23 protein-coding genes and 3 tRNA genes are annotated in these 19,995 nt (G+C 65.1%); 21 read left to right on the top strand and 5 right to left on the bottom strand.

What is annotated here, in order from left to right; genetic code table 11:
• Both D2T30_RS16420 and pdxH read right to left on the bottom strand, forming a co-directional pair.
• Positions 1-609 carry a cold-shock protein gene (locus tag D2T30_RS16420; RefSeq protein WP_128185302.1) on the bottom strand — a complete coding sequence of 203 codons (609 nt, stop codon included), beginning with the start codon at positions 607-609 and terminating at the stop codon, positions 1-3.
• Between the two features lie 164 nt (positions 610-773).
• Positions 774-1,397 carry a pyridoxamine 5'-phosphate oxidase gene (gene pdxH, locus D2T30_RS16415; RefSeq protein ID WP_128209761.1) on the bottom strand — a complete coding sequence of 208 codons (624 nt, stop codon included), beginning with the start codon at positions 1,395-1,397 and terminating at the stop codon, positions 774-776.
• 128 nt (positions 1,398-1,525) lie between these two features.
• On the opposite strand from pdxH, the gene fabI reads away from it, so the two are divergent.
• The 20 genes from fabI to D2T30_RS16315 all read left to right on the top strand — a co-directional run bounded on the left by fabI (position 1,526) and on the right by D2T30_RS16315 (position 17,211).
• Complete coding sequence (gene fabI, locus D2T30_RS16410) at positions 1,526-2,347, top strand: enoyl-ACP reductase FabI (RefSeq protein ID WP_128185298.1); 822 nt, start codon at positions 1,526-1,528, stop codon at positions 2,345-2,347.
• 1 nt (position 2,348) lies between these two features.
• Positions 2,349-2,963 (top strand): LysE family translocator, encoded by a 615-nt coding sequence (locus D2T30_RS16405; RefSeq protein ID WP_128209760.1) that lies wholly within the window; start codon positions 2,349-2,351, stop codon positions 2,961-2,963.
• Between the two features lie 7 nt (positions 2,964-2,970).
• Positions 2,971-3,474 carry a xanthine phosphoribosyltransferase gene (gene gpt / locus D2T30_RS16400; protein WP_128185294.1) on the top strand — a complete coding sequence of 168 codons (504 nt, stop codon included), beginning with the start codon at positions 2,971-2,973 and terminating at the stop codon, positions 3,472-3,474.
• 57 nt (positions 3,475-3,531) lie between these two features.
• Positions 3,532-4,713: an aminotransferase gene (locus D2T30_RS16395; protein ID WP_128209759.1), complete on the top strand. Its 1,182-nt coding sequence runs from the start codon at positions 3,532-3,534 to the stop codon at positions 4,711-4,713.
• 99 nt (positions 4,714-4,812) lie between these two features.
• Positions 4,813-4,887 (top strand) — tRNA-Gly (locus D2T30_RS16390).
• Between the two features lie 19 nt (positions 4,888-4,906).
• A tRNA-Gly gene (locus D2T30_RS16385) sits at positions 4,907-4,981 on the top strand.
• A 100-nt stretch (positions 4,982-5,081) separates the two neighbouring features.
• A complete protein-coding gene (gene hisB, locus D2T30_RS16380; RefSeq protein WP_128209758.1) occupies positions 5,082-5,669 on the top strand; it encodes an imidazoleglycerol-phosphate dehydratase HisB in 588 nt (195 codons plus the stop codon).
• Complete coding sequence (gene hisH, locus D2T30_RS16375; RefSeq protein WP_128209757.1) at positions 5,669-6,310, top strand: imidazole glycerol phosphate synthase subunit HisH; 642 nt, start codon at positions 5,669-5,671, stop codon at positions 6,308-6,310. The genes hisB and hisH overlap by 1 nt, the downstream gene beginning before the upstream one ends.
• Positions 6,311-6,332: 22 nt before the next feature.
• Positions 6,333-7,052 carry a 1-(5-phosphoribosyl)-5-[(5-phosphoribosylamino)methylideneamino]imidazole-4-carboxamide isomerase gene (gene hisA, locus D2T30_RS16370; RefSeq protein WP_128209756.1) on the top strand — a complete coding sequence of 240 codons (720 nt, stop codon included), beginning with the start codon at positions 6,333-6,335 and terminating at the stop codon, positions 7,050-7,052.
• A 298-nt stretch (positions 7,053-7,350) separates the two neighbouring features.
• Positions 7,351-8,112 carry an imidazole glycerol phosphate synthase subunit HisF gene (gene hisF / locus D2T30_RS16365; RefSeq protein ID WP_128209755.1) on the top strand — a complete coding sequence of 254 codons (762 nt, stop codon included), beginning with the start codon at positions 7,351-7,353 and terminating at the stop codon, positions 8,110-8,112.
• On the top strand, positions 8,109-8,420 hold the full coding sequence (locus D2T30_RS16360) for a phosphoribosyl-ATP diphosphatase (RefSeq protein WP_128185282.1): 312 nt from the start codon (positions 8,109-8,111) through the stop codon (positions 8,418-8,420). The genes hisF and D2T30_RS16360 overlap by 4 nt, the downstream gene beginning before the upstream one ends.
• 131 nt (positions 8,421-8,551) lie before the next feature.
• Positions 8,552-8,995 (top strand): tellurite resistance TerB family protein, encoded by a 444-nt coding sequence (locus D2T30_RS16355; RefSeq protein ID WP_206612987.1) that lies wholly within the window; start codon positions 8,552-8,554, stop codon positions 8,993-8,995.
• 128 nt (positions 8,996-9,123) lie between these two features.
• Entirely contained in the window at positions 9,124-9,900 is a 777-nt protein-coding gene (locus tag D2T30_RS16350) for an ABC transporter ATP-binding protein (protein ID WP_241560640.1), read from the top strand.
• Positions 9,901-9,935: 35 nt separating this feature from the next.
• Complete coding sequence (locus tag D2T30_RS16345) at positions 9,936-10,655, top strand: transporter substrate-binding domain-containing protein (protein ID WP_128185276.1); 720 nt, start codon at positions 9,936-9,938, stop codon at positions 10,653-10,655.
• A gap of 61 nt (positions 10,656-10,716) precedes the next feature.
• Entirely contained in the window at positions 10,717-11,598 is an 882-nt protein-coding gene (locus tag D2T30_RS16340; protein ID WP_128185274.1) for an ABC transporter permease, read from the top strand.
• 13 nt (positions 11,599-11,611) lie between these two features.
• A complete protein-coding gene (locus tag D2T30_RS16335) occupies positions 11,612-12,442 on the top strand; it encodes an ABC transporter permease (protein WP_128209752.1) in 831 nt (276 codons plus the stop codon).
• Positions 12,443-12,446: 4 nt separating this feature from the next.
• Positions 12,447-13,778, top strand: a complete 1,332-nt coding sequence (locus tag D2T30_RS16330) for a glutamine synthetase family protein (RefSeq protein WP_128185270.1) — start codon at positions 12,447-12,449, stop codon at positions 13,776-13,778.
• A gap of 65 nt (positions 13,779-13,843) precedes the next feature.
• On the top strand, positions 13,844-14,524 hold the full coding sequence (locus D2T30_RS16325) for a type 1 glutamine amidotransferase (RefSeq protein WP_128209751.1): 681 nt from the start codon (positions 13,844-13,846) through the stop codon (positions 14,522-14,524).
• A gap of 18 nt (positions 14,525-14,542) precedes the next feature.
• Positions 14,543-15,898, top strand: coding sequence for a glutamine synthetase family protein (locus tag D2T30_RS16320; protein ID WP_128185266.1), 1,356 nt, complete (start codon positions 14,543-14,545; stop codon positions 15,896-15,898).
• Positions 15,895-17,211, top strand: a complete 1,317-nt coding sequence (locus D2T30_RS16315) for an NAD(P)/FAD-dependent oxidoreductase (RefSeq protein ID WP_128209750.1) — start codon at positions 15,895-15,897, stop codon at positions 17,209-17,211. The genes D2T30_RS16320 and D2T30_RS16315 overlap by 4 nt, the downstream gene beginning before the upstream one ends.
• A gap of 88 nt (positions 17,212-17,299) precedes the next feature.
• Here D2T30_RS16315 and D2T30_RS16310 read toward each other — a convergent pair whose 3' ends face one another.
• Entirely contained in the window at positions 17,300-17,719 is a 420-nt protein-coding gene (locus D2T30_RS16310) for a CoA-binding protein (protein WP_128209749.1), read from the bottom strand.
• A 186-nt stretch (positions 17,720-17,905) separates the two neighbouring features.
• Entirely contained in the window at positions 17,906-18,688 is a 783-nt protein-coding gene (rlmB, locus tag D2T30_RS16305) for a 23S rRNA (guanosine(2251)-2'-O)-methyltransferase RlmB (RefSeq protein ID WP_128185260.1), read from the bottom strand.
• 142 nt (positions 18,689-18,830) lie between these two features.
• On the opposite strand from rlmB, the gene D2T30_RS23135 reads away from it, so the two are divergent.
• Positions 18,831-18,914: transfer RNA gene (locus D2T30_RS23135), tRNA-Tyr, on the top strand.
• A gap of 58 nt (positions 18,915-18,972) precedes the next feature.
• On the opposite strand, the gene D2T30_RS16300 is transcribed toward D2T30_RS23135, so the two are convergent.
• Complete coding sequence (locus D2T30_RS16300; RefSeq protein ID WP_128209748.1) at positions 18,973-19,926, bottom strand: LysR family transcriptional regulator; 954 nt, start codon at positions 19,924-19,926, stop codon at positions 18,973-18,975.
• Between the last annotated feature and the right edge of the window lie 69 nt (positions 19,927-19,995).

Raw genomic sequence — 19,995 nt, 5'->3', positions numbered from 1 at the left:
TCAGCGGCGGCCCACAAGCCGCAAATCACCATTCTCCGCCTCTTTGCCCGCTGCCTCCGGTGTCCCTTCGGAGGTCTGCGTCTGTTGTGCCACGTCCCAGCAATAGACCGCAACCGCCATCTGGCCGCGCTTGCCTGCGATCACGCGCAGGCAGATGGCCTCGCCCGCCGCAAGATCGGCAAGCCCGGAACGACGCAGGATCTCGATATGGACGAAGATGTCCTCGGGCTTGCCGAAGACATTGGCGAAACCGAACCCCTTACCCTTGTCGAACCATTTGACCCGTGCCGGCAAAAGGGGGAGCTGCGCCAGAACCTCCAGCGTCACGCCGCCCAGATCCTCGGACAGGACCATACGGTTTTCGGTTTCGGGCGGGATGATTTCTATCACCTCCACAGCCTGCACGCCGCGCGGCGTGGATTGCACGGAAACCACCACCTGAGCATTGTCGGCGATGGAGCTTTGCCCAAAATTGCGCAGGACATTCGCATGCAACAGGATATCCGCGCCGCCCTGATCGTTCAGAATGAAGCCGAAACCTTTAGCGGGGTCAAACCATTTGACACGCCCGCGCACGATTGGGGCCTCGGCCCTCTCATCCGTCATCATTCCTCGTCCAAACACTTTATGGTAGTTCAACTCAACCGGAGACCGGCGCGTCGCACTCTCACATGCTATGCGCAGGTTTCAAGCAAAAAAGTATGGTTTTCCTGACCACAACCTGTCGGATTGCAGTATTCGCGCTGAATTAATGGGCGATTTTGGCCTGAAATTCACGGATTTAGCCGGTCGCAGCGCCAATCAGACGCAAAATCGGACCGCTCCCATCGAAATCTGTCATGTAACCGGAAGGCGCCATCCGCCCAGAATTCAACCTCAAGTGGTGTAATCCGGTAGCCGCCCCAGAACGGCGGGCGCTTCGGATTGGGGCCTTTCAGCGCCGTCACCTTTGCAACTTCGGCCATCAGCGCCCCGCGCGAGGACAGCGGCTGGCTCTGATGCGAGGCCCAGGCCCCGAGTCGCGACTGCAACGAGCGCGAGGCGTAATAGGCGTCTGCCTGCGGCCCCTCTTCGCGCGTCACCAGCCCGCGCACGCGGATCTGCCGGCGCAGGCTTTTCCAATGCATCACGAAGGCCGCCTTGCCCGAGGCGTCCAGTTCCTGCCCCTTGCGCGAGCCGTAGTTGGTGTAGAACACGAAGGCCCCGCCCGAGGGTGCGTCCCGCCCCTCGATCTCCTTCAGCAGCACCATCCGCACATTCGGCAGCCCCGTCGGGTCGACGGTCGCAAGGGCGATCGCATTCGGGTCGTTGAGTTCGGTGGCGGTGGCCTCTTTCAGCCAGGCCGCCGCGATGGCAAAGGGATCGTCTCCTGCGAAAATCCCGGTTCTGTCGCTCATCTCATCCTCCGGTTCAGGGGCCACACGGGCGGCGAAGCAGAGGAGATGCCCGTCAAGCGGCCTTGATGCACCATGAGGTTTCGCCTAATGCTGTGCCACTTACCAGAGGGAAGCGGGGGTAACCTGACATGACGAACACGCTTTTGGCGGGCAAGCGCGGGCTGATCATGGGCCTGGCCAATGACAAGTCGATCGCCTGGGGCATCGCCAAAGCCTGCGCCGACGCGGGGGCCGAGCTGGCGTTTTCCTATTACGGCGATGCGCTGAAAAAGCGGGTCGAGCCGCTGGTGGCCGAAATCGGGTCCGATTTCCTCGTCGAATGCAACGTCGGCGATCAGGCATCGCTCGACGCGCTCTTCGCCGCGCTGAAGGACCGCTGGGGCAAGATCGATTTCGTGGTCCATGCAATCGGTTTCTCCGACAAGAACGAGCTGCGCGGCCGTTACGTGGATACGTCGCTCTCGAACTTTACGATGACGATGGACATTTCCGTCTATTCCTTCACCGCCGTCTGCAAGCGCGCGGCGGATCTGATGCCGGATGGCGGCTCGCTGCTGACGCTGACCTATTACGGCGCCGAACAGGTGATGCCGCATTACAACGTCATGGGCGTCGCCAAGGCCGCGCTGGAGGCTTCGGTCAAATACATCGCCGAGGATCTGGGCAAGGACGGCATCCGGGTGAACGCGATCTCGGCCGGGCCGATCAAGACGCTGGCCTCCTCGGGCATCGGCGATTTCCGCTATATCCTGAAGTGGAACGAGCTGAACTCCCCCCTGCGCCGCAACGTGACGCAGGAAGAGGTGGGCAAGGCCGCGCTGTTCCTGCTGTCCGATCTGGGCACCGCCACGACGGGCGAGACGCTGCATGTCGATGCGGGCTACCATATCGTCGGCATGAAGGCGGTGGATGCGCCCGACATCGACGTGGTGACGGGGCGCAAGGAATAAGATGACGCTCGGGGCGCTGGCCGCGATCTATTTCGTGCAGCTCGCGGCGGCGATCTCGCCCGGGCCGGCCATCCTGATGGCCGCCCGCACCGGCCTGCGCGAAGGTTTCGCGCGCGGCGTCTGGCTGTCGCTGGGGATCGGGCTCGGGGCCGCGTTCTGGGCGCTGGCCGCGCTGTTCGGGCTGTCGGTCCTGTTCCGCATCGCCCCTGCCCTGCTGACGGCGCTGAAATTCGCCGGTGCCGCCTACCTGCTGTGGATGGCGGTGAAGATGTGGCGCCATGCCCCCGATCCGATCGACGAAACCGATGCGAAGACCGCCGGGCGCAGCAACGCCGGGCTGTTCCGGCTGGGGCTGGCGATCCAGCTGGCCAATCCCAAACCTGCGATCTTTTTCGGCACGGTGTTCCTGACCTTCCTGCCGCCCGACGCGCCCGGCTGGGCCTATCCGGCAATCCTGCTGATGGTGCTTGTCAACGACAGCGCCTGCGCCATGCTGGTCGCGCGTATTTTTTCGCTCGAACGGACGCGACGGGCCTATGTCGGTCTGAAAACCGCGTTGGAGCGCGTGTTCGGGGGGCTTCTGGCCCTTCTTGGTCTGAAACTGGCACTTACCTGAGGCTCAAATGGAACGTCTGCCGCATGAAAAGGGCTTTCTTGTAAGCTGGGATCAACTGCACCGCGATGCGCGGGCGCTGTCGTGGCGTCTGGACGGGCATGGCCCCGGCCCGGAGGGTAGCTGGCGGGCGATCGTCGGCATCACCCGCGGCGGGCTGGTGCCCGCGGCCATCGTCGCGCGCGAGCTGAACATCCGGGTGATCGATACGATCTCGGTCAAGGGCTACAACCACCAGACGCAGCACCCGCCGCAGGTCATCAAGGCGCCGCAGGCCGATCTGATGGGCGATGGCGAAGGCATTCTGGTGGTCGACGATCTGGTCGATTCCGGCCGGACGGTGGAGCTTGTCCGCTCGCTCTACCCGCGCGCGCATTTCGCCACGATCTACGCCAAGCCCAAGGGCAAGATGCAGGTCGATACCTATGTGACCGAGGTCAGCCAGGACACCTGGATCTTCTTTCCGTGGGACACCGCGCTGCAATATGTCCAGCCGTTCCGCGGCACGGACTGACCCGCCCGCCAAGCCATTTCCGGTCGGCGCGGTCAGGCGCCGAGTTTCGAGGACGCCATGACCCTGAACACGATCAACCCCGCCTTCAGCCGCACCTTCGCCCCGCCGATCATGGAATCGCGCAATTGGCTGGATGGTGTCACCTTCCCGCCGGATCGTCCGCTGATCAACCTCGCGCAGGCAGCGCCCCTCGATCCGCCGCCCGAGGGTCTGCGCCGCGCCATCGCCGATGCCTGCCTGACCCAGACGGCGGCGCATCTTTACGGCCCCGTCCTCGGCCTGCCCGAACTGCGCGCCGAAGTCGCCGCGCAATGGTCCGTGGCCTATGGCGGTGCTGTGAGCGAAGATCAGGTGGTCATCACGCAGGGCTGCAATCAGGCCTTCTGCGCGATCATGGCGACGCTCGCCGGCCCGGGGGATGAGGTGATCCTGCCGACGCCGTGGTATTTCAATCACAAGATGTGGCTCGACATGACGTCGGTCACGGCGGTTCCGCTGCCGACCGAAGCGGATCTGATCCCCGATCCGGAACGCGCGGCGGGGCTGATTACCCCGGCGACCAAGGCGATCGTGCTGATCTCGCCCAACAATCCGGGCGGCGCGGAATATCCGGCGGAAACGCTGCGCGGCTTCCTCGATCTGTGCCGCAGCCGGGGCATCGCGCTGATCGTCGATGAAACCTACCGCGATTTCGACAGCCGCGACGGCCGCCCGCATGAGCTGTTCACCGACCCCGACTGGGCCGATACGCTGATCCACCTTTACAGCTTTTCCAAGGCCTACCGGCTGACCGGGCACCGCGTCGGTCTGGCCATCGCCTCGAAGGCGCGGCTGAAGGAGGTGGAGAAATTCCTTGATACCGTGGCGATCTGCCCGAACCAGCTGGGCCAGATCGGCGCGCTCTGGGGTCTGCGCAACCTTTCCCAATGGGTCGCCGGCGAACGGGCCGAGATCCTGGCCCGCCGCAGCGCGATGCTGGACGGGTTCAGCAAGCTCGAAGGGTGGAAGATGCTCGGCTGCGGCGCCTATTTCGCCTATGTCGAGCACCCCGACATCACCGATTCGCCCGCCTATGCGCAACGGCTGGTGCGCGAAGGCGGGGTGCTGCTGCTGCCCGGCACGATGTTCACGCCCGAGGACGACCCCTCGGGCCGGAAACAGTTCCGCATCGCCTTCGCCAATGTCGATGTGCAGGGGATCGCCACGCTGATGGAACGGCTGCCGCTCGCCCGCCCCTGATCCCGGCCCTGAACCGGGGCGGGAAATTCGCCGGACGCGAATTTTCCTCTTGCAGGGCGGGACGGCATCCCCTAAATCCCCGCTCACCGAAACGGCAGCGCGGGCGTAGCTCAGGGGTAGAGCATAACCTTGCCAAGGTTAGGGTCGGGCGTTCGAATCGCCTCGCCCGCTCCATTTCGGTGATGTCGCTGATGCGGGCGTAGCTCAGGGGTAGAGCATAACCTTGCCAAGGTTAGGGTCGGGCGTTCGAATCGCCTCGCCCGCTCCAGCGAACCAAACGGGACCGCCATCGGCGGTCCTTTTGTTTTCCGCCGCTTTGCAACCCTTTCCGAGCGCCCTATAAGGCGGCAGAACCGAAGGGGAAACCGATGCGCACCGCCACCATCACCCGCAAGACCGCCGAGACCGCGATTTCCGTCACGATCAACCTCGACGGCACCGGCATTTATGACAACAAGACGGGGGTGGGCTTCTTCGACCACATGCTGGATCAGCTGTCGCGCCATTCGCTGATCGACATGACGATCCGGGCCGAGGGCGATTATCACATCGACGATCACCACACGGTCGAGGATACCGGCATCGCTCTTGGGCAGGCGCTGGTGAAGGCGATCGGCGACAAGAAGGGCATCCGCCGCTACGGCCATTTCGCGCTGGCGATGGACGACACGCAGGTGGCGACGGCGCTGGACCTGTCGGCGCGGCCCTGGCTGGTGTGGAACGTCGATTTCCCGACGCCGAAGATCGGCACCTTCGACACGGAACTGGTGCGCGAATTCTTTCAGGCGCTCAGCACGAATGGCGGCATCACCCTGCATGTCGACAAGGTGCACGGGATCAACAGCCACCACATCGCCGAGGCGGCGTTCAAATCCGTCGCCCGCGCGCTGCGTATGGCGGTCGAGATCGACCCGCGCATGGCTCAGGCGCTGCCCTCGACCAAGGGGGCGCTCTGATGTCACTCACGGCTCTGGTCGATTACGATTCGGGCAACCTGCATTCCGCACGCAAGGCATTCGAACGCATGGCGCGCGAAGAGGGGCTGGGCACCGTCACCGTGACCTCCGACCCCGATGTGGTGGCAAAGGCCGACCGGATCGTCCTGCCGGGCGACGGGGCTTTCCCCTCCTGCCGCGCGGCGCTGATCCGCCACACCGGCCTGTTCGAGGCGATCGCCGATGCGGTGACCCGCCGCGGCACGCCCTTCCTTGGCATCTGCATCGGGATGCAGATGCTGGCGACGCGCGGGCTGGAGTTCGAGCCGACCGAGGGCTTCGGCTGGATCCCCGGCGAGGTGGTGCGCATCACCCCCGCCGATCCCGCGCTGAAGGTGCCGCATATGGGCTGGAACGATCTGGTAGTGGACCGGCCGCACGCGGTGCTGGACGGCATCAAAACCGGCGATCACGCCTATTTCGTCCATTCCTACCATTTCAACGTGGCGGATCCCGCGCATCTGCTGGCGCATGTCGATTATGCCGGGCCGATCACCGCGATCGTCGGGCGCGACAATATCGTCGGCACGCAGTTCCACCCGGAAAAATCGCAGGCGACGGGGCTGCGCCTCATCGCGAATTTCCTGCGCTGGAAACCCTGACTTCCCAGATGAAGAGAACAGCATGATCCTTTATCCCGCGATCGACCTCAAGGACGGCCATTGCGTGCGGCTCCTGCACGGCGACATGGACAAGGCGACGGTCTTCGGTGACGACCCGGCCGAGCAGGCGGCGGCGTTCGAGGCCGCGGGCTGCGCCTGGGTCCACCTCGTCGATCTGAACGGCGCCTTCGCCGGCGCGCCGGTGAATGGGGCAGCGGTCGAGGCGATCCTCGCCCGTATCAAGGTCCCAGCGCAGCTCGGCGGTGGCATCCGCGACATGGCGACGATCGAGCGCTGGCTGTCCAAGGGCCTCGCGCGCGTCATCCTCGGCACCGTGGCGGTGGAGAACCCCGATCTGGTGCGCGAGGCGGCCCGCGCCTTCCCCGGTCAGGTCGCCGTCGGCATCGACGCGCGCAACGGCCGCGTCGCTACCCGTGGCTGGGCCGAGGAAACCGACGTCATGGTCACCGACCTAGCCCGCAGCTTCGAGGACGCGGGCGTCGCCGCGATCATCTACACCGACATCCTGCGCGACGGCGCGATGACCGGCCCGAACATCGCCGCGACCGAGGCGCTCGCCCGCGCCGTCTCCGTCCCCGTCATCGCCTCGGGCGGCGTCTCGTCGCTCGCCGACCTGACGCGGCTGCGCGATACGGGCGTCATCGCCGGGGCGATCTCGGGCCGGGCGATCTATGACGGCGCCCTCGACCTGACGGAGGCGCTTGCGGCGCTGAGGGCATAGGGGGCCAGCCCCCTCGCCCGTTCCGGGCTCACCCCCGGGATATTTATGGAAGAATGAAGGCCATTAAGTCTTCAGTTACCAGATCCGGGCAATTCTGGATATGCAGAACAGGCGGGGACGCCGATGACCGTGAAGGATGAAGGTCTGGCCCGGCTTCGCCGAGCGTCCCGGGTCGGGCCGTTTTGTCTTCATTCTTCCATAAATATCCCGGGGGAGTCCGAAGGACGGGGGCAGCGCCCCCAATCGACGCTGGCCACGGGCGGCGCGGATCTGTATTCAGGCGCCGAAGGAGTTTCGCATGCTGAAAACCCGCATCATTCCCTGCCTCGATGTCGCCGATGGCCGCGTGGTCAAGGGCGTCAACTTCGTCAACCTGATCGACGCGGGTGACCCGGTCGAGGCGGCCAAGGCCTATGACGCGGCGGGCGCGGATGAGCTGTGTTTTCTCGACATCCATGCAACGCATGAAAACCGCGGCACGATGTATGACCTCGTGACCCGCACGGCCGAGCAATGCTTCATGCCGCTGACCGTGGGCGGCGGCGTGCGTAGCCATGAGGATGTGCGCAAGCTGCTGCTCGCCGGGGCCGACAAGGTTTCGTTCAACTCCGCCGCCGTCGCCGACCCCGATGTGGTGGCCGAGGCCGCCGACCGCTTCGGCGCGCAATGCATCGTCGTCGCCATCGACGCCAAGACCGTCGCGCCCGGCCGGTGGGAGATCTTTACCCACGGCGGGCGCAAGCCCACCGGCATCGACGCGGTCGCCTTCGCCCGCACGGTCGAAGCGAAGGGGGCGGGGGAAATCCTGCTCACCTCGATGGACCGGGACGGCACGCGAGCGGGGTTCAACCTGCCGCTGACCCGCGCCATCGCCGATGCGGTCGAGATTCCCGTGATCGCCTCGGGCGGGGTCGGCACGCTCGACCATCTCGTCGAGGGGGTGAGCGAGGGCCATGCAAGCGCCGTGCTCGCCGCCTCGATCTTTCATTTCGGCACCTATACCATCCGCGAGGCCAAGGAACACATGGCCGCCGCAGGCATCCCCGTGAGGCTTTCATGAACACGCTCGAACGGCTCGCCGCCACGATCGAATCGCGCAAGGGCGCGGACCCGGACAGCAGCTGGACCGCCAAGCTGTTCTCCAAGGGCGCAAACAAATGCGCGCAGAAATTCGGCGAAGAGGCGATCGAGGCCTGCATGGCCGTCGCCAGCGACGACCGCGACAACCTTGTCTATGAATCCGCCGACGTGCTCTACCACCTGTTGGTGATGCTGACGGCGAAGGGCGTGACGCTGGACGAGGTGCTGGCGGAACTCGAACGGCGCGAGGGCACGTCGGGCATCACGGAAAAGGCCTCGCGCGGCTGATCCCGGCCGGAGCGTGCCTGCCGGAGGGACAGGTGATCCCTCCGGGGCACGATCCCCGTAAGTTGATCCGGCGATCGTCGCGGGCTGCGGGGAATGCTTGTCCCGCGCCGGACACTGATTAAATTGGGATCATGTTCAAATCTCTCCTGTCCCGGCTGTCCGATCCCGCCCCCGCGCCGCTTTCCGCCGAAGAGGCGGAGCTGGCCATCGCCGTTCTTCTGGTGCGGCTCGCGCGCGCCGATGACAGCTACGAAGCCTCTGAAAAGGAACGCATCGATCGCGTTCTGGCCGCCCGCGGCAATCTTGGCCCGTGGGAGGCGGCGCAACTGCGCCGGCAGGCCGAGGCGATCGAGCGCGAGGCCCCCGACACCGTGCGCTTCACCCGCACGATCAAGGACAGGATCCCGCATGACGACCGCATCGGCGTGATCGAGGCGCTGTGGGATGTCGCGCTGGTCGATGACGCCCGCTCGGCCGAAGAGGATGCGCTGATCCGGCTGGCGGCAAATCTGCTGGGCATCAACGATCGCGAATCGGCTCTGGCGCGGCAACGGGTCGAAGCGCGCCGTTCGTGAAGGCCTGACGCCTGAATTTTCACCACCTGCTCAGGGATAAGGCGGTTTCCTCTTGCCGAGCCTGCTTCGTCATTGCATTGATGGCGGAAATCGGCCCAAGCTCCGGTAACGGACCCAGAGAAAACAACGTGCCAATCAATCCAGCCGTCATCGAAATCCGCGACCTTCACAAGAGCTACGGCTCGCTGGAAGTGCTGAAAGGCGTTTCCCTGCGCGCCGACAAGGGCAAGGTGATCTCGCTCATCGGCTCTTCGGGGTCGGGCAAATCCACGCTTCTGCGATGCTGCAACCTGCTTGAGGACAGCCAGCAGGGCGACATCCTGTTCAACGGCGAGGCGGTGAAATGGGCGGGCGAAGGCCTGCGCCGCCATCCCGCCGACCGGGGGCAGGTCGTGCGCATCCGCACCAACCTGTCGATGGTGTTCCAGCAGTTCAACCTGTGGTCGCACATGACCATCCTGCAAAACGTCATGGAAGCGCCGCTCACCGTGCTGAAGCGCGACCCGAAAGAGGTCGAGGCGCTGGCGCGCAGGCTGCTCGACAAGGTGGGGATCGGATCCAAGGCCGACGCCTGGCCCGCGCAGCTTTCGGGCGGGCAGCAGCAGCGCGCCGCCATCGCCCGCGCCCTGTGCATGCAGCCCGAGGCGCTTCTGTTCGACGAACCGACCTCGGCGCTCGATCCGGAACTGCAGCAGGAGGTGGTCAAGGTCATCAAGGACCTCGCCAATGAGGAACGCACGATGATCATCGTCACCCATGACATGCGGCTGGCGGCGGATGTGTCCGACCATGTCATCTTCCTGCATCAGGGCCTGATCGAGGAAGAGGGCCCGCCCGCGCAACTGTTCGGCGCGCCGAAATCCGAGCGGCTCAAGCAATTCCTGTCGGCGACGCTTGCGCACTGACAGATGACCTTCAACCAGCAATACAGGGGACTGAAATGAAGAAGCTGATCCTGACGGGGGCGGTTCTGGCCATGACCGCGGGCGTCGCGATGGCGCAGGATGTCGTGCGCATGGGCACCGAGGGCGCCTACCCTCCCTACAACTTCATCAACGACAAGGGCGAGGTCGACGGTTTCGAGCGCGAACTCGGCGACAAGCTGTGCGAGATGGCGTCGCTCAACTGCACCTGGGTCACCAATGACTGGGATTCGATCATCCCGAACCTGCTGTCGGGCAACTACGACACCATCCTTGCCGGGATGAGCATCACCGAAGAACGCAAGCAGACCATCGACTTCACGCAGAACTACTTCCCGCCGGCCGCTTCGGCCTATGTGGCGCAGAATGAGGATGTCGACCTGCAGGGGGTGATCGCCGCGCAGGTGGGCACGATCCAGGCGGATTACATCGCCCAGTCGGGCGCCACGCTGCTGGAATTCGCCACGCTCGACGACACGATCGCCGCCGTCAAGAACGGCGAGGCTGATGCGGTCTTTGCCGACAAGGACGCGCTGACCCCCTTCATCAGCGATGGCTCGGGTCTGGTGATCGCCGGCGAGGACGTGCCGCTTGGCGACGGGATCGGCATCGGCCTGCGCAAGTCGGATACCGCGCTGAAGGACAAGTTCAACGCCGGCATCACCACGCTGAAGGAAAACGGCGAGCTGAACGCGCTGATCACCAAATGGTTCGGCGCGGACGCGAAAACCTTCTGAGGTTCGGCTGACGTTCCGGGGCGGGCCCCTGCCCGCCCCCTTCTCCCATCCGACGTGAGCCATGTTTTCAAACTGTGCCGATCCATCCCAACTCGAGGGGCTGAGCTGGCTCCTGTGCTACCTGACTTCGGGCAAGCACATGATGTTCTACACCTCGTTCTTCGTGGTGATCGCGCTGATGCTGATCGTCGCGCCGGTCGCGCTGCTGTTCGGCTTCGGCGGGGCGCTGGCCGCGCGGGCGCATTTCGCGCCGCTGCGCTGGTTCGGCAAGGGCTATACCTCGATGGTGCGCGGGGTGCCCGACATCATCTTCTTCCTGTTCGTGCCGGTGGCGATGGATCAGGCGCTGGAATATCTGCGCTACAAGATGGTCTGCCCGCCCTCCGACGCGCCGGTCTGGTCGAACAACGAATTCAACGTCTGCGCCGCGGCCAAGCTGCCCCTGTCCTCCTCGCCGCAGATCTACCATGAGGTTTACGGCTTCTTCCTGGCCGTGATCGCCTTTGCCATCGTCTTCGGCGCCTTCGCGGCCAATGTGCTCTATGGCGCGATGAACGCCGTGCCCCGCGCGCAGCTTGAAACCGCCGAGGCCTATGGCATGTCGACGGCGCAGGTCCGCCGCCGGATCCTGATCCCGCAGATGTGGACCTACGCCCTGCCCGGCCTGTCGAACCTGTGGCTGATCCTGATCAAGGCGACGCCGCTGCTGTTCCTGCTGGGGGTTCCCGACATCGTCTACTGGGCGCGCGAGCTGGGCGCGACGAAATCGCAGATCTACGACTATCCGCACCCCGACTGGCGGCTGTGGTATTTCCTCGCGCTGCTGGTCTTTTACCTCGGCATGACGCGGATTTCGGAAATCATCCTCGGCCGGCTGACCGCGCGGCTGGCGCAGGGGCAGGCGACGATGGCGGGCGAAGCAATGCGAAAGGCCCAGACATGAAAGAGGCCCGCGCATGAACACCTGCCTCCAGACCATCGCCGACTACGGGCTGCGCTCCATCGGGTTCGGCGAGCGTGTGCTGCCGCGCGGCACCTTCACCCTGTGCGAGCAGTTCACCCTGATCGGCTCCGGCCTGATCTGGAACGTCTATTTCGGAGTCCTGTCGCTGCTGTTCGGCTTTGGCTTCGCCACCGCGCTGGCGGTGGCGAAGGCGTCGGGCAATCCGTGGCTGCGCAAGCCCGCCGAATGGTTCATCTTCATCTTCCGCGGCTCGCCGCTCTTCATCCAGTTCTTCATCATCTACGAAATGCTGGTGCTGCTGCCGCGCGGCGGGATCACGCTCGGCGGCATCCTGATCGCCACGAACTGGATGACCTCGGCCTGGGCCGGGGCGCTGCTGGTGCTGTTCCTCAACACCTCGGCCTATTCCGCCGAGATCTTCTATGGCGCGCTCCGCGCCGTGCCCAAGGGCGATATCGAGGCCGCCGACGCCTACGGCATGACCGGCTGGGCGAAATTCCGGCGGGTGATCTGGCCGACGACCTTGCGCCTTGCATGGCCAGCCTATACGAACGAGGCGATCTTTCTGTTTCACGCCACGACGCTGGTGTTCTTTTCGGGTTTCCCCGCCTTTCAGCAAAGAGGCGACGCGCTCTATTACGCCAAGTTCTTTGCCGACAAGACGTTCAACCCGTTCATCGCCTATCCGATCGCGGCATTCTACTTCATCCTGCTGACCTTGACGCTGATCACGGTCTTCGGGATGATCAACCGCCGCCTGAACCGCCATCTTCCCGCTGAGCGGCGTGCCAAGCTGAGGATCAGGCCGCAAATTGTCAGGTGAGGTTATGGACTGGCTGAAAGAACACCCCGAAGTGCGCACCATTCGCGTGGCGGCGGCGGATCTGAACGGGGTGCCGCGGGGAAAACGCATCCCCGTGCGTTTCGCAGGCAAGGTGTTTTCCGAAGGGACGCGCTTCCCCTTTTCGGTGATGAATCTGGATATCTGGGGCGAGGATATCGAGGACAGCCCGCTGGTCTTTGCCACCGGCGATTGCGACGGTCTGCTGATACCGACGGAACGCGGCTTCATGCCCATGCCCTGGCTGTCGGCGCCGACGGCGCTTTTGCCGATCTGGATGTTCCACATGGACGGCCGCCCCTATGCGGGCGATCCGCGTCAGGCGCTGGCGCGGGTGGTGGACCGCTACAAGGCGCGCGGGCTGACGCCGGTGGTGGCGACCGAGCTTGAATTCTTCCTGATCGACGATTCCGGCAAGACGCTGCGGGTGCCGCCCTCGCCCCGGTCGGGCAAGCGCCGCTCGGGCGGGGAAACGCTGTCGCTGCGCGCGCTCGACACCTTCGACACCTTCTTCAGCGCGCTCTATGCCGCCTGCGAGGAAATGGACATCCCCGCCGATACCGCGATTTCCGAGGCGGGGCCGGGCCAGTTCGAGATCAACCTGATGCATCAGGGCGACGCGCTGAAGGCCGCGGATGACACGTGGCTGTTCAAGATGCTGGTCAAGGGGCTGGCCCGCACGCATGGCTTCGCCGCCTCTTTCATGGCCAAACCCTATGAGCTGTGGGCCGGGAACGGGATGCACACGCATTTCTCGATCCTCGACGCGGCGGGGGACAACATCTTCAACGACGGGACGGAAAAGGGCTCCGACGCGCTGCGCCATGCGGTGGCGGGATGTCTGGCCGCCCTGCCCGGCTCGACGCTGATCTTCGCGCCCCATGCGAACAGCTATGACCGGCTGGTGCCCAATGCGCATGCGCCCACCTCGATCGGCTGGGCCTATGAAAACCGCACCGCCGCGCTGCGCATCCCGGCCTCGGGCCCCGCTGCCCGGCGGATCGAGCATCGCGTGGCCGGCGGCGACGTGAACCCCTATCTGATGATCGCCGCGGTCCTTGGCGCCGCCCTCGTGGGGATCGAGGATGAGATGCCCGCCGATCCGCCGATCGTCGGCAACGCCTATGCCCAGAGCCTGCCGCAGCTGCCGGCGACGTGGAACCTGGCGATCAACGCCTTCGACAATTGCGCGCTGATCCCCCGGATCTTCGAGCGCGAGCTGATCGAGAATTTCCTGATGACCAAGCGGCAGGAAATCCACTACATGGCCGAGCTTTCGGAGGAAGAGCAGACCGAACTGTACCTCGACACCGTGTGACCGGCCCCCCTTGCCCGCCATTCTGGCCGGGGCTAACCTGTCGCGACGAAAATCAAGAGATATTCATGCAAATCGGTATTCTGCAAACCGGCCAGTCGCCCGAAGTCTTGCGGGCAAAGGACGGCGATTACCCCGACATGTTCGAACGGCTTCTGGCCGGGCATGGGCTGACCTTTCGCACCTATCGCGTGGCCGAGATGGACTTTCCGCAAGACGTCCACGATTGCGACGGCTGGCTGATCACCGGGTCGCGTTTTGGCGTCTATGAGGATCATCCGTTCATCGCCCCGCTCGAGGATTTCATCCGCCACGCCATCGCCGCCAAGGTGCCGATGGTGGGGATCTGCTTCGGCCATCAGATCATCGCCCAGGCGATGGGCGGCAAGGTCGAGAAATATCCAGGCGGATGGGCCGTCGGCGCGCAGGATTACGTTCTGGACGGCGAAGAGGTCACGCTGAACGCCTGGCATCAGGATCAGGTCACCCGCCTGCCCGAAGGCGCGCAGGTGATCGGCTGCAACGATTTCTGCGAAAACGCCGCGCTGGTCTATGGCGACACGGCGCTGACGGTGCAGGCGCATCCGGAATTCGACGACGGTTTCATCGGGGGGATGCTGGAAAAGCGCGGCCCCGGCGTGGTGCCGGACGCCATTCTCGACCGCGCCGGAGCCCGGTTGCACGATCCGAAATCCTCCGCGCTTCTGGGCGACAGGATCGCGCGTTTCTTTCTCAAACCGAGGGGCTGACGCCCCGGAAGGCCCATCATGTCCGATTGGAAAGACCTGATCCCGCAGGCGGCCCGCGACTATATCGCCGGGCGCCGCCTTGACGAGGTGGAATGCATCGTCGCCGATATCGCCGGCGTCGCGCGGGGCAAGGCGATGCCCGCGTCGAAATTCGTGCATCAGGACCGCTTCTTCCTGCCCAACTCGATCTTCTTGCAGACGATCACCGGCGAATGGACCGACAACCCGATGGGCGCGTTCACCGAGCCCGACATGATCCTGACGCCCGACTGGTCGACGGCCGCCGCCGCGCCTTGGACGGCGGACATCACCCTGATGGTGATCCATGACGTCAAGGACCAGCAGGGCAATCCCGTCTCCGTCGCGCCGCGCAACGTGCTCAAGCGCGTGCTGGCGCTGTTCGAGGCGGAAGGCTGGCGTCCGATCGTCGCGCCCGAGATGGAATTCTTCCTCGTCGCGCGCAATCTGGACCCGAACCAGCCGATCATCCCGCCGATGGGCCGGTCCGGCCGCCGTGCCGCCGGCAAGCAGGCCTATTCCATGTCCGCCGTCGACGAATACGGCAAGGTGATCGATGACATCTACGATTTCGCCGAGGCGCAGGGGTTCGAGATCGACGGCATCCTGCAGGAAGGCGGCGCGGGTCAGGTGGAAATCAACCTCGCCCACGGCGATCCGGTGCATCTGGCGGACCAGATCTTCTACTTCAAGCGGCTGATCCGCGAGGCCGCGCTGCGCCACGACTGTTTCGCCACCTTCATGGCGAAACCGATCGAGGGTGAGCCCGGTTCGGCCATGCATATCCACCAGTCGGTGGTGGATGTGCGCACCGGCAAGAACATCTTTTCCGATGCCGATGGCGGCGAGACGCCGGCCTTCATGCATGCCATCGCCGGGCTGCAAAAGCACCTGCCCGCCGTGACCGCGCTGCTGGCGCCCTATGTGAACAGCTATCGCCGCTACGTTCCGGATTTCGCCGCGCCGATCAACCTCGAATGGGGGCGCGACAACCGCACCACGGGGCTGCGCGTGCCGATTTCCGGCCCCGCCGCCCGGCGGATCGAAAACCGGCTGGCGGGGATGGACTGCAACCCCTATCTGGGGCTCGCGGCCTCGCTCGCCTGTGTGTATCTGGGGCTCAAGGCGCAGGACATGCCGCGCCCGGAATGCATCGGCGACGCCTATATGAACGACACCGACCTGCCCTACAATCTGGGCGACGCGCTGGATGTCTTCTCGGAATCCGCGCCGGTGCGCGAGGTGATGGGACCGGAATTCTGCACCGTCTACGAGGCCGTCAAACGCAACGAATACAAGGAATTCCTGCAGGTCATCAGCCCCTGGGAACGTGAACACCTGCTGCTGAACGTATGAAGCTCCTTTTCGCAAACGACCGCCTTGGGGAATATCCCGCCAGTTTCTATGCCGCGACGTGCGATCCCTCGCCCGAGCGGCCGGGGCTGCGCGGGGCGGAACAGGCGGATGTCTGCGTCATCGGCGCGGGCTATACCGGCCTGTCGGCGGCGCTGCATCTGGCCGAGGCCGGGCGCCGGGTCATCGTGCTCGAGGCGCACCGGGCGGGTTTCGGCGCCTCGGGCCGCAACGGCGGGCAGATCGGCTCGGGCCAGCGGCTGGAGGTCACCGATCTGGAACGCATGGCGGGCAAGCCCGCCGCGCACCGGCTGTGGGACATGGCCGAGGAGGCCAAGGCCCTGACCTATGCGCTGGCCGAACGCGCCGGCGTGCCCACCCGGCGCGGCATCGCCCATTGCGCGTTGAGGCCATCCGAGGTCGCCCATGCCCATCACATGGCCGACTATCTGGCGGCCAATTACGGTTACGACCAGATCACGCCGCTGGACCGCGACGGGCTCAGGGCGCTGGTGCCCTCGCCGCTGTATGTCGGCGGCGACATCGACCGGGGCGCGGGCCATGTGCATCCGCTGAACTACTGCCTTGGCCTCGCCCGTCTGGCCGAGGCGGCGGGAGCGGTGATCCTTGAGAAATCCACCGTCACCCATATCGAACATGGCCGGACGGGGGAGCCGAGCGTCGTCGCCACCGCCGATGGCCAGGTCGAGGCGGATCACGTCATCCTTGCCGCCAATGCCTATCTGGACCATCTGGAACCGCAGATCGCGGCACGGGTGATGCCGCTGAACAACTACATCGTGGCGACCGAACCGCTCGGGCCCCGGATGTCCGAGGTGCTGACCGAAGACATCGCCGCGCATGACACGAAATTCGTGGTGAACTACTGGCGGATGCACCGCGATGCCGAAGGCGACCGGCTGCTGTTCGGCGGCGGCGAGACTTTGGGCTACCGCTTCCCGAAGGACATCGCGGGCATGGTGCGCCGGCCGCTGGAACAGGTCTATCCGCAACTGAAAGGCGTGCGGCTGACCCATGCCTGGGGCGGCACGCTTGGCATCACGGTGAACCGGATGCCGTGCTTTCGCCGGCCGGCGCCGAACTGCCTGTCGGCCTCGGGCTATTCGGGACATGGGGTGGCGCTGGCGACGCTGGCGGGCAAGCTGATGGCCGAGGCCGTCACCGCCACCGGCGACGGCTTTGACGTGATGGCCGCCCTGCCCTGCCACATGTTCCCGGGCGGCAGCCACCTGCGCTGGCCGCTGCTGGTCGCGGGGATGAGCTGGTATGCCCTGCGCGACCGGCTGGGAGTTTGACGGCCGGGAGCAGGGGACCAGCCCCCTCTTTGCGCATGCGCGCAAATTCACCCCCGGGATATTTATGGAAGAATGAAGCCAGACCCGCTCACGGCAGCAGCCGCGCGTGTTCGATCTTGGGGCAGCGGTCCATGACGACCTTTTTCCCGGCGGCGCGGGCGGCCTGCGCGGCGGGTTCGTTCACCACGCCGATCTGCATCCAGATCGTCGTGGCGCCGGGCAGATGCGCCAATGCTTCATCGACGATCCCCGGCACCGCCTCGGACGCGCGGAAGATGTCCACCATGTCGACGCCCGCCGTTTCGGGGATCGAGGCGAGGTCGGGATAGACCAGCTCTCCCTCGATCTCCTGCCCGGCAAGGCCGGGGTTCACCGGAATCACCCGGTAGCCCTGCGCCCGCATATAGCGCGCCACCCCATGCGAGGGCCGCGCCGGATTGGCCGAATATCCCACCATGGCGATCACCCGGGTGGACTTGAGTATGTCGCGGATTTCGTCGTCGGTCATGCCATCCTCCTTCCTGCGCAGCCTGCACAGAAAAATGCGCCCGAGCCAAGAGGCCGGGCGCACAGTGGCGGAACGAGGGACAGTGAACTGAAACACAGCAGTTCCAAAGCTGCGTTTCTGCTCTTATAGGTAGGAAGGAATCAGCCCATTTAAAGGGCGACAAGCGAATATCCCGTTTTCGTGATCTCAGCGGTTCGTTGCGGCGTAGAGCGATACCGCCGCCGCGTTCGAGACATTCAGCGACCCGAACCCCCCGGCGAAGGGGATGCGCACCAGCACGTCGCAGGTTTCGCGGGTCTTTTCGCGCAAACCCGGCCCTTCGGCACCAAGGACCAGCGCCACCGGCCGCGTCCCGGCCTGGGCGAGCCCCTCGGCCAGCGTCACCTCGGCCTCACCCGCAAGACCGATCAGGATGTAGCCCATCTTGCGCAGTTCGTCCATCGAATCGGCCAGATTGGTGACGCGCAGATAGGGTTGCCGTTCCAGCGCGCCCGAAGCGGTCTTGGCCAGCGCCCCGGTTTCCGGCGCGGAATGGCGGGCGGGGGCCACCACCGCGCGCGCCCCGAACACCTCGGCCGAGCGCAGCACCGCGCCCACGTTATGCGGATCCGTCACCCGGTCGAGCAGCACGACCAGCGGCGCCCCCGCCCCGGTCAGCGCGACATCCTCGAGGCTGCCCCAGTCGAGCGGCTTCGCCTCCAGCGCGGCGCCCTGATGCACAGAATCGGGCGCCAGCGGCACATGCGCGTCGAACTTGCGGGGATCGACGATCTCGGGTTCCAGCCCGCCGGCGGCGATGGCCTCGGTCAGCTTGTCCGAGGCGTTCTTGGTCAGCACCAGCCGCAGTTTCTGCCGCGCCGGGTTCATCAGCGCATCGCGCACGGCATGCAGCCCGAACAGCCAGACGGTTTCCGCCGCCGCCGCACGTTTCGCCCGCTCCTTGTCGATCACCCAAGCCGGTTTTTTCATCATGATCCCTTTCGTCCCCTCCTAACTGCGTCGCCGGGCGGACTTTGGCAAGAGCGGCTGTGACGGCAGGCGTAACATCCCCCCGGCTTTGGCGAAAAACCCGCTTGACGCCCCCTGCCCCCATGAGTATTCACCCCCCGTCGGGTGACGAGCTGCAAGGTGCGGCAGCGGACTGTAACTCCGCCGGGGAGACCCACGCCTGGTTCGATTCCAGGGTCACCCACCACTCCCGACAAATGACGTGAAATCAAAGTGGTGGGATGCCGGCCTGTGCCGTGACCACCTCAGGCCCGCCGCAGCGGCGTATTCGCCCGCACCTGCAATCCCGGCGCGCGCAGGGGCGTGATCTGGTCCTGCGCATGGTCGATGAAGGCACTGATCGTGCGCGACTGCCGCGCCGTGTCATGCAGCAACAGCCCCAGATGCAGCGCCTTCACCGGCCCGGTCAGCGGCACGAACCGCAGCCGCCGCCCATCCGGCGCAAGGTCCGACAGAGGCCGGATATTCGCCACCGAATAGCCGAATCCATTGGCCACCAGAGACCGCATCACCGCGATGTCGCGCGTGCGTTCCGCAATGATCGGATCGATCCCCATCGCGGTGAAGAACGACAGGAAGTAATCCGCGCTCATCGGCAGGTCGAGCAGCACCATCGGATAATCCGCCAGATCGGCCGGGGAGAGGCTCTCCCGATGCGCCAGCTCATGCGTTTCGTTCAGCAATGCGAAGGGCGGCAGCTCGATCAGCGGAATGAAGGCCAGATCGGCCGGAATGTTCAGATCGTAGGTCAGCGCGATATCCAGCCGCGCGCTGCGCAGATCGTCGAAAATCGCCTGCTGGTCGCGCTCGAACTGATGGAACTCGACCTCGGGCCATTGATCGACGAAGCCGCGGCGCAGTTGCGGCAGCACGATCTGCGCGAAGGTCACAAGGCAGCCCACGTTCAGCGGCCCCCGCACCTTGCCCGAGATGTCATTCGCCAGATCGTTCAGCGCCCGCGCCCGTTCCAGCACCTCGCGCGCATGTTCCATGAACCGCGCCCCACCCTGGGTCAGCGACAGCCCATGCGCATGACGGCGGATGAAAAGCTGCAATCCAAACTCGGCCTCGAGCTGCGCGATGGCGGCTGAAATCGAGGGCGAGGAGACGCTGACCTTTTCCGCCGCCAGCGCGATTGAACCATGCTCGCCAACGGCGACGAAATATTCCAGTTGCCGCAACGTGATGCGTAAGGCCATTCACCATCCGATCGGAGAAAAGTCAGCTCCGCCCCGGCAGAATGCTGCCGATCCTTCGCGGCCCCGTCA

The sequence above is a fragment of the Paenirhodobacter populi genome (assembly GCF_004022215.1).
Lineage (GTDB): Bacteria > Pseudomonadota > Alphaproteobacteria > Rhodobacterales > Rhodobacteraceae > Rhodobacter > Rhodobacter populi.
This window is presented reverse-complemented; position numbering and strand designations above follow the sequence as displayed.